1 protein-coding gene is annotated in these 9,750 nt (G+C 73.7%); it reads left to right on the forward strand.

The genetic code is table 11. The features are described from left to right. Positions 1–4 precede the first annotated feature (4 nt). Positions 5–9,688 carry a type I polyketide synthase gene (locus AC07B0_RS07485; RefSeq protein WP_478897258.1) on the forward strand — a complete coding sequence of 3,228 codons (9,684 nt, stop codon included), beginning with the start codon at positions 5–7 and terminating at the stop codon, positions 9,686–9,688. The last annotated feature ends 62 nt before the right edge of the window (positions 9,689–9,750 follow it).

Genomic DNA, 9,750 nt, shown 5'->3' on the forward strand with positions numbered 1-9,750 from the left:
CATGGTGAACGAGGACAAGCTTCGCGACTACCTCAAGCGGGCGACCGCCGATCTGCGCCAGGCCCGCAGGCGGTTGCGCGAAGTGGAGGAGCAGAACCAGGAACCCGTCGCGATCGTCGCGATGAGCTGCCGCTACCCGGGCGGTGTCCGCACCCCCGAGGACCTGTGGCGGCTCGTCGCCGACGGCGACGACGCGATCTCCGGATTCCCCGCCGACCGTGGCTGGGACGTCGAGTCGCTCTACGACGCCGACCCCGACAGCGCCGGATCCAGCTACGTCAGCGAAGGCGGCTTCCTCTACGACGCCGCCCGCTTCGACCCCGCGCCCTTCGGGATCTCCCCGCGCGAGGCCCTGGCCATGGACCCGCAGCAGCGACTCCTGCTGGAAACCTCCTGGGAGGCGTTCGAACGCGCCGGCATCGACCCGACGTCCCTGCGCGGCAGCCGCACGGCCGTGTTCGCCGGCGTGATGTACCACGACTACACCGCCCGCCTGGACTCCGTCCCCGAAGGCGTCGAAGGCTTCCTCGGCACCGGCAGCTCCGGCAGCATCGCCTCCGGCCGGGTCGCGTACACCTTCGGCCTCGAAGGCCCCGCCGTCACCGTCGACACGGCCTGCTCCTCCTCCCTGGTCACCCTGCACCTCGCCGTACAGGCCCTGCGGGCGGGGGAGTGCACCATGGCCCTCGCCGGCGGCGTCACCGTCATGGCCACCCCGGCCACCTTCACCGAGTTCAGCCGCCAGCGCGGACTCGCGAGCGACGGCCGCTGCAAGCCGTTCGCCGCGGCCGCCGACGGCACCGGGTGGGGCGAGGGCGTCGGCATGCTCCTCGTGGAGCGGCTCTCGGACGCACAGCGCAACGGGCACCCGGTGCTCGCCGTGATCCGCGGCTCGGCCATCAACCAGGACGGCGCGAGCAACGGACTGACCGCCCCCAACGGCCCCTCGCAGCAGCGGGTCATCCACCAGGCCCTCACCAACGCCCGCCTGTCGGCCGCCGACGTCGACGTCGTCGAAGCGCACGGCACCGGCACCACCCTCGGCGACCCGATCGAGGCCCAGGCGCTGCTGGCGACGTACGGGCAGGACCGCCCGGCCGAGCGGCCGCTGCTCCTCGGCTCCATCAAGTCCAACATCGGACACACCCAGGCGGCGGCCGGCGTCGCGAGCATCATCAAGATGGTCGAGGCGATGCGGCACGGCCTCGTGCCCAGGACCCTCCACCTCGACGCGCCGACCCCGCACGTCGACTGGGAGGCGGGCGCCGTCTCCCTGATCGGCGAGAACGTCGCCTGGCCGCAGACCGGTGCCCCCCGTCGTGCGGGGGTGTCGTCGTTCGGGTTCAGCGGGACGAACGCGCACGTGATCGTGGAGCAGGCGCCGGAGCGTGAGGTGGCTGAGGCGGCCGGGGACGTGGCGTTGCCGGTGGTGCCGTGGGTGCTGTCGGGTAAGAGTGCGGGGGCGTTGCGGGCGCAGGCGGAGCGGTTGTCGGGGTGGCTGGCGGGTGTGCCGTCGGTTGATCCGTTGGATGTGGGCTGGTCTTTGGCGTCGACGCGTGCGGGGCTGGATCACCGGGCGGTGGTGCTGGGTGACCATGCTGCTGGTGTGGGTGCGGTGGCGTCGGGTGCGCTGGCTGCGGGTGTGGTGACCGGGTCGGTCATCGGGGGCAAGACGGTGTTCGTGTTCCCGGGGCAGGGTTCGCAGTGGGTGGGTATGGCGGCCGGGTTGCTGGACACCTCGCCCGTGTTCGCCTCGCGGATCGACGAGTGTGCGAAGGCCCTGGAACCCTTCACCGACTGGTCGTTGGTGGACGTGCTCCGCGGTGCCGAAGGCGCGCCCTCGTTCGACCGGGTGGACGTGGTGCAGCCTGCGCTGTTCGCGGTGATGGTGTCCCTGGCCGAGGTGTGGCGTGCGGCGGGTGTGCGTCCGGGTGCCGTGATCGGGCATTCCCAGGGCGAGATCGCTGCCGCGTGCGTCGCCGGGATCCTGTCGCTGGAGGACGCGGCCCGGGTGGTGGCTCTGCGGAGTCAGGCGATCGGACGGGTGCTGGCTGGTCTGGGCGGCATGGTGTCCGTGCCCCTGCCGGCCGCCGAAGTCCGCGAGCGGATCGCGCCCTGGGGTGAGGAGAGGATCTCCGTCGCCGCCGTCAACGGTCCTTCCTCGGTGGTGATCTCGGGCGAGGTGGAGGCTCTGGAGGAGTTCCTGGCCGCTTGTGAGGTGGACGGGGTCCGTGCGAAGCGGATCGCGGTGGACTATGCCTCGCACTCCGCGCAGGTCGAGCTCCTGCGGGAGGAACTCGACGAACTGCTCGCGCCGGTTGCCCCGCAGCCCGCGCAGGTGCCGTTCCTCTCGACGGTCACCGGGGAGTGGGTGAAGGGGCCGGAGTTGGACGGCGCCTACTGGTTCCGGAACCTGCGCCGGACGGTGGAGCTGGAGGACGCCACCCGCACCCTTCTCGGTCAGGGCTTCGGTGTGTTCATCGAGTCCAGCCCGCACCCCGTCCTGACGGTCGGGATGCAGGAGACGGTGGAGGACGCGGGCCGTGAGGCGGCGGTCCTCGGTTCGCTCCGCCGTAACGAGGGGGGTCTGGAGCGGTTCTGGCTGTCCCTGGGCGAGGCCTATGTACGCGGCGTCACCGTGGACTGGGACGCCGTGTTCGCGGGGACGGGTGCCGGCCGGGTCGACCTGCCCACCTACGCCTTCCAGCAGGAGCACTTCTGGCTCGAAAGCGGCACCGCCGAGGAACCCGGCAGCGCCGGCTCCCCGGTGGACTCCGTCGATGCCCGCTTCTGGGAGGCCGTCGAGCGGCACGACGTGGCGGCCCTCACCGCCGAGCTGGACATCGACGCGGACCAGTCGCTCACCGCCCTCCTGCCCGCGCTGTCCTCCTGGCGGCGCCAGAGCCAAGAGCGGTCGACGGTCGACGGCTGGCGCTACCGGGTCACCTGGAAGCCGGCCCCCGAGCCCACCACCGCCCGGCTCACCGGGACCTGGCTGGTCGCGGTTCCCGAGGCGCTGACCGGCGCCGTGGACGAGGGGGTCGGCGCGGTCCTGCGTACGCTCGCCGAACGCGGCGCCGACGTACGGCAGATCAGCGTCCCCGGGGGCCACGGCGCCCGGGCCGAGCTGGCCGGGCGGCTCCGCGAGGCGCTCGCCGACGGCCCTGCGGCACAGGGTGTGCTGTCCCTCCTGACCCGCGCCGGAACGGAAGCGGAACCGATCGGCGGGTCCGCGTCCGCCGGAGTGATCGCCACGCTCTCCCTCGTCCAGGCCCTCGGCGACGCCGACGTGGCCGCGCCGCTGTGGTGCGTCACCCGGGGAGCGGTCTCCGTGGCCCGCTCCGAGCGGCAGACCGATCCCGCGCAGGCGCCGGTCTGGGGTCTCGGCCGGGTGACGGCCCTGGAGCACGGCGAGCGCTGGGGCGGTCTGATCGACCTGCCCGCGCAGGCCGACGGCCGGGCCCTGGAACGCCTCGTGGGCGTCCTGGCCGGTGACGCCGTCGAGGACCAGGTCGCCGTTCGGTCCTCGGGGTTGTTCGTACGGCGTCTCGTGCGGGCCCGGCTCGCCGAGACGCCGGCCGTACGGGACTGGCGGCCCGGCGGGACGACGCTGGTCACCGGGGGTACGGGGGCGCTGGGCGCGCACGTGGCCCGCTGGCTCGCCGAGAACGGCGCCGAGCACCTGGTTCTGACCAGCCGCCGCGGGCCCGACGCGCCCGGCGCCGAGGCGCTGCGGGAGGAACTCACCGCGCTCGGGACCCGGGTCACCCTCGCCGCCTGCGACGTCGCCGACCGCGACGCCCTCGCCGCGCTCCTCGCCACCATTCCCGCCGACCAGCCCCTCACGGCCGTCGTCCACACCGCGGCCGTCCTCGACGACGGGGTCATCGAGGCGCTGACCCCCGAACAGATCGAACGGGTGCTGCGGGTCAAGGTCGACGCGACGCTGCACCTGCACGAGCTGACCCGCGACCTCGGCCTGTCCGCGTTCGTGCTGTTCTCCTCCTTCGCCGCCACCTTCGGCGCCCCCGGCCAGGGCAACTACGCGCCCGGGAACGCATTCCTCGACGCGTTCGCCGAGCACCGGCGCGCCGCCGGCCGGCCCGCGACCTCCGTCGCCTGGGGGCCCTGGGGCGACGGGGGCATGGCAGAAGGCGCCGTCGGCGACCGCATGCGCCGCCACGGCGTCATCGAAATGGCCCCCGAGCGAGCGGTCACCGCACTCCAGCACGCGCTGGACCGCGACGAAACCACCCTGACCGTCGCCGACATGGAGTGGAAGCGCTTCGTCCTGGCCTTCACCTCCGGCCGCGCCCGGCCGCTGCTGCACGACCTGCCCGAAGCCCGGCAGGTCATGGACAGCGCCGGCACCGGTGCGGCGGAGGACAGTGGCAGCGCCGCCGTCCTCGCCCGGCAGCTCGCCGGGCAGCCCGAGGCCGAACAGGAACGGCTGCTGCTCGACCTGGTCCGTACGGCCGTCGCCGCCGTCCTCGGCTACGCCGGGCCCGACGCCGTGGAGGCCGGCCGGGCGTTCAAGGAGCTCGGCTTCGACTCCCTCACCTCCGTCGAGCTGCGCAACCGCCTGAACTCCGCCGCCGGGCTCACCCTGCCGCCCACCCTCGTCTTCGACCACCCGACGCCCACCGTCCTCGCCCGGCACCTGCGGGCCGAGCTCGCCGGCCAGGGCGCGCCGGGCACCGCGTACGTACCGACGGCGGCCCCCTCGGGGGCCGACGCCGAACCGATCGCCGTCGTCGCGATGAGCTGCCGCTTCCCCGGCGGCGTCCGCAGCCCCGAGGAACTGTGGCAGCTGCTCGCCTCCGGCGGTGACGGGCTCTCGCAGTTCCCCGCCGACCGGGGCTGGGACGTCGAGGCGCTGTACGACCCCGACCCCGACGCCCAGGGCACCTCCTACACCCGCGAAGGCGGGTTCCTCTCCGGCGCGGCCGCCTTCGATCCCGGGTTCTTCGGGATCTCCCCGCGCGAGGCCCTGGCCATGGACCCGCAGCAGCGGCTGCTGCTGGAGACCACGTGGGAGGCCTTCGAACGGGCCGGCATCGACCCGGAGACCCTCCGCGGCAGCCAGTCCGGTGTCTTCGTCGGCACCAACGGCTCCGACTACTCCCACCTCGTACGGGGCGCCGCCGACGGCCTGGAGGGGCACCTGGCCACCGGCAGCGCGGGCAGCGTCGTCTCCGGCCGCCTCTCGTACACCTTCGGTCTCGAAGGCCCGGCCGTCACCGTCGACACCGCCTGCTCGGCCTCGCTCGTCGCCCTCCACCTCGCCGTCCAGGCGCTGCGGAGCGGTGAGTGCTCCATGGCCCTCGCCGGCGGGGTGACGGTCATGTCCACACCCGGCACCTTCATCGAGTTCAGCCGCCAGCGCGGACTGTCCACCGACGGACGCTGCAAGGCCTTCTCCTCCGACGCAGACGGCTTCAGCCCGGCCGAGGGCGTCGGCATGCTCCTCGTGGAGCGCCTGTCGGACGCGCAGCGCAACGGGCACCCGGTACTGGCCGTCATCCGGGGGACGGCGATCAACCAGGACGGCGCGAGCAACGGCCTGACCGCGCCCAACGGCCCGTCCCAGCAGCGCGTCATCCGCCAGGCCCTCGCCAACGCCCGCCTGTCGGCCGCAGAGGTCGACGTGGTCGAGGCGCACGGCACCGGTACGACCCTGGGCGACCCGATCGAGGCCCAGGCGCTGCTGGCGACGTACGGGCAGGACCGCCCGGCCGACCGGCCGCTGCTGGTCGGCTCGATCAAGTCCAACATCGGGCACGCGCAGGCCGCGGCCGGCGTCGCCGGCGTCATCAAGATGGTGCTCGCCATGCAGCACGGCGTGCTGCCGCAGAGCCTGCACATCGCCGAACCCACCCCGCACGTCGACTGGAGCGCGGGCGAGGTCGCCCTGCTGACGGAACAGCGGGCCTGGCCCGAGACCCCCGACCGCCCCTGGCGCGCGGGTGTGTCGTCGTTCGGGTTCAGCGGGACCAACGCCCATGCCATCATCGAACAGGCCCCGGCCGCAGCCGGCTCCCCGGAACCGGGCACCTCGGAACAGGGGCCGGACGGGCGGGGGGCCGACGGGCGGGGGACCCCTGCGTCCGCGACCGGCCACCCCCTACTGACCACGACGACCCCGCACGACACCGGTACCGACCCGTCGACGCCGCTGCCCTGGCCGCTGACGGCCAAGACCGAGAAGGCGCTCGGCGGCCAGGCCGAACGCCTCCTGAACCACCTCGCCACCCGTCCTGACCTGCGACAGTCCGACATCGGCCATTCCCTGGCCACCAGCCGCACGGCGCACGACCGGCGCGCGGTACTCATCGGACGGGACCGGGACGAACACCTCGCGGGCCTGGCCACCCTGGCCGCCGGAGGCACCGCACCCCTGCTCGTCCAGGGGTCGGTCATCGGGGGCAAGACGGCGTTCGTGTTCCCCGGACAGGGGTCGCAATGGGTGGGCATGGCCGACGCCCTGTTGGACGCTTCACCCGTGTTCGCTGCCCGGGTTGATGACTGCGCCAAGGCCCTGGAACCCTTCACCGACTGGTCGTTGGTGGACGTGCTCCGGGGTGCCGATGACGCGCCCTCGTTCGACCGGGTGGACGTGGTGCAGCCTGCGCTGTTCGCGGTGATGGTGTCCCTGGCCGAGGTGTGGCGTGCGGCGGGTGTGCGTCCGGGTGCGGTGATCGGGCATTCGCAGGGCGAGATCGCTGCCGCATGCGTCGCCGGGATCCTTTCCCTCGAAGACGCCGCCCGCGTGGTGGCTCTGCGGAGTCAGGCGATCGGGCGGGTGCTGGCCGGTCGCGGCGGCATGGTGTCCGTGCCCCTGCCGGCCACCGAAGTCCGCGAGCGGATCGCACCCTGGGGTGAGGAGCGGATCTCCGTCGCCGCCGTCAACGGCCCATCTTCCGTGGTCGTCTCGGGCGAGGTGGAGGCCCTGGAAGAACTTCTGGCCGCCTGCGAGGCGGACGGGATACGTGCCAAGCGGATCGCGGTGGACTACGCCTCGCACTCCGCGCAGGTCGAACTGCTCCGGGAGGAACTCGACGAGCTCCTCGCGCCGGTCGTCCCGCAGCCCGCGCAGGTGCCGTTCCTCTCGACGGTCACGGGGGAGTGGGTGAAGGGGCCGGAGCTGGATGCCGGTTACTGGTTCCGGAACCTTCGCCGGACGGTGGAGCTGGAGGACGCCACCCGGACCCTCCTCGGTCAGGGCTTCGGTGTGTTCATCGAGTCCAGCCCCCACCCCGTCCTCACCGTCGGGATGCAGGAGACGGTGGAGGACGCGGGCCGTGAGGCGGCGGTATTCGGTTCGCTCCGCCGTAACGAGGGGGGTCTGGAGCGGTTCTGGCTGTCCCTGGGCGAGGCGTACGTCCGTGGTGTCACCGTGGACTGGGAGGCCGTATTCGCGGGGACGGGTGCCCGCCGGGTCGACCTGCCGACCTACGCGTTCCAGTCGCAGCGGTTCTGGCCGGAGGCAGCGCCCGTCGAGGCGGAGGCTCCGGCCGCGGAGAGCGCCGTCGACGCACGCTTCTGGGAAGCCGTCGAACGCGAGGACCTCGCCGCGCTCACCGCCGAACTGCGCGTCGAGGGCGACCAGCCACTGACCGCCCTGCTCCCCGCGCTGTCCTCCTGGCGCAGGCAGAGCCGCGAACAGTCCACCGTCGACGGCTGGCGCTACCGCGTCACCTGGAAGCCCCTGACCGAAGCCACCACGACCCGGCTCACCGGAACCTGGCTGGTCGTCGTACCCGAGGGCCTGACCGGTCCCGCCGACGAGCGGGCCCGCGCGGTCCTGCGTACCCTCGCCGACCGTGGCGCCGAGGTCCGTACCGTCACCGTGGCCGCCGACGCGGCCGGCCGGGACGCGCTCGCCGCCACCCTCAAGGCCGCCACCGACGGTCAGGACGACCCCGCCGGAGTCCTCTCCCTCCTCGCCCTCGACGCCGACGCCGACGCCACGCCGTCACCGGGTGCGCACACCGGACTCCTCGGCACCGCCGCGCTCGTCCAGGCCCTCGGCGACGCCGACGTGTCGGCGCCCCTGTGGTGCCTGACCCGAGGTGCCGTCTCCGTGGCCCGGTCGGAGAGGCTCCTGGATCCGGCACAGGCGCTCCTGTGGGGCTTCGGCCGGACCGTCGCACTGGAGTTCCCCGACCGCTGGGGCGGCCTGATCGACCTGCCCGCGCAGGCCGACGACCGGACCCTGGAACGTCTCGCGGGCGTCCTCGCCGGCGACGGAGCCGAGGACCAGGTCGCCGTCCGTACCTCCGGGCTGTTCGGCCGGCGGCTGGCCCGCGCGCCGCTCGCCGACGCGCCGACCGCGCCCGCCTGGAAGCCGCACGGCACGACGCTGGTCACCGGGGGTACGGGGGCGCTGGGCGCGCACGTGGCCCGCTGGCTCGCCGAGAACGGAGCCGGGCACCTGGTCCTGACCAGCCGCCGCGGGCCCGACGCGCCCGGCGCCGAGGCGCTGCGTGAGGAACTCACCGCGCTCGGCGCCCGGGTCACCCTCGCCGCCTGCGACGTCGCCGACCGCGACGCGCTCGCCGCGCTCCTCGCCGCCGTCCCCGCCGACCAGCCCCTGACCGCGGTCGTCCACACCGCCGGTGTCCTCGACGACGGAGTCATCGACGGGCTGACCCCCGAACGGTTTGCGACCGTACTCGCCCCCAAGGCGGACGCCGCCCTGCACCTGCACGAGCTGACCCGCGACCTCGGCCTGTCCGCGTTCGTGCTCTTCTCCGGAATCGCAGGCACGCTCGGCGACGCCGGCCAGGGCAACTACGCCGCCGCCAACTCCTACCTCGACGCCCTCGCCGAGCAGCGGCACGCCGACGGCCTGCCCGCGACCTCGGTGGCCTGGGGCCGCTGGGGTGACAGCGGGCTGGCCGCGGGCGGCGCCATCGGCGAACGCCTCGACCGAGGCGGCGTACCCGCCATGGCGCCGGGCGCCGCGATCCGCGCACTCCAGCAGGCCCTCGACCACACCGAGCCGGCCGTCGCCGTCGCCGACATCCAGTGGGAACGCTTCACCCCCGGCTACACCGCGGTACGCCCCAGCCCGTTCCTCGGCGACCTGCCCGACGTCCGCAGGCTGGCACCGACCGCGCAGGCCGCCGGTGGAGCGGGCGGCGCGGGCGGGGAGGGAACCCCGGCCGAGGCGCTGCGCCGACGGCTGTCGGTGATGCCGCAGACCGAACAGGCCCTGGCCGTCCTGGAACTGGTCCGCTCGCACGCGGCGACCGCGCTCGGGCACCCCACCACCGACGAGGTGGGCGCGGGCCGTGCGTTCAAGGAGCTCGGCTTCGACTCCCTGATCGCGCTGGAGCTCCGCAACCGCCTGAACGCCGCCACCGGACTGAAGCTCCCGGCCACGCTGGTCTTCGACCACCCGACGCCGGCGGTACTCGCCGAGTTCCTCCGGGCCGAGATCGTCCAGGACGGCAGCACCGCCGCCGCGCCCGGTCTCGCGGAGCTCGAAAGGCTCGAATCCGCGCTGTCCGTCCTCGACCCCGACGGGGAGACGCGCGCCGGCATCGCCTCGCGCCTGCAGGCCCTCCTGGCGAAATGGGGTGAACCGCAAGCCCAATCCAGCGACGGGGCCGTGGCCGAGAAGCTCCAGGAAGCCACCCCCGACGAGCTCTTCGACTTCATCGAGAACGAGCTCGGCATCTAGCACAGCGGTCAGCAGGCAGTAGCAGCACAAGGGTTTGTGACGAGCATGGGTGAGGTTCCAAT

It is taken from the genome of Streptomyces sp. NPDC044704, from assembly GCF_056433525.1.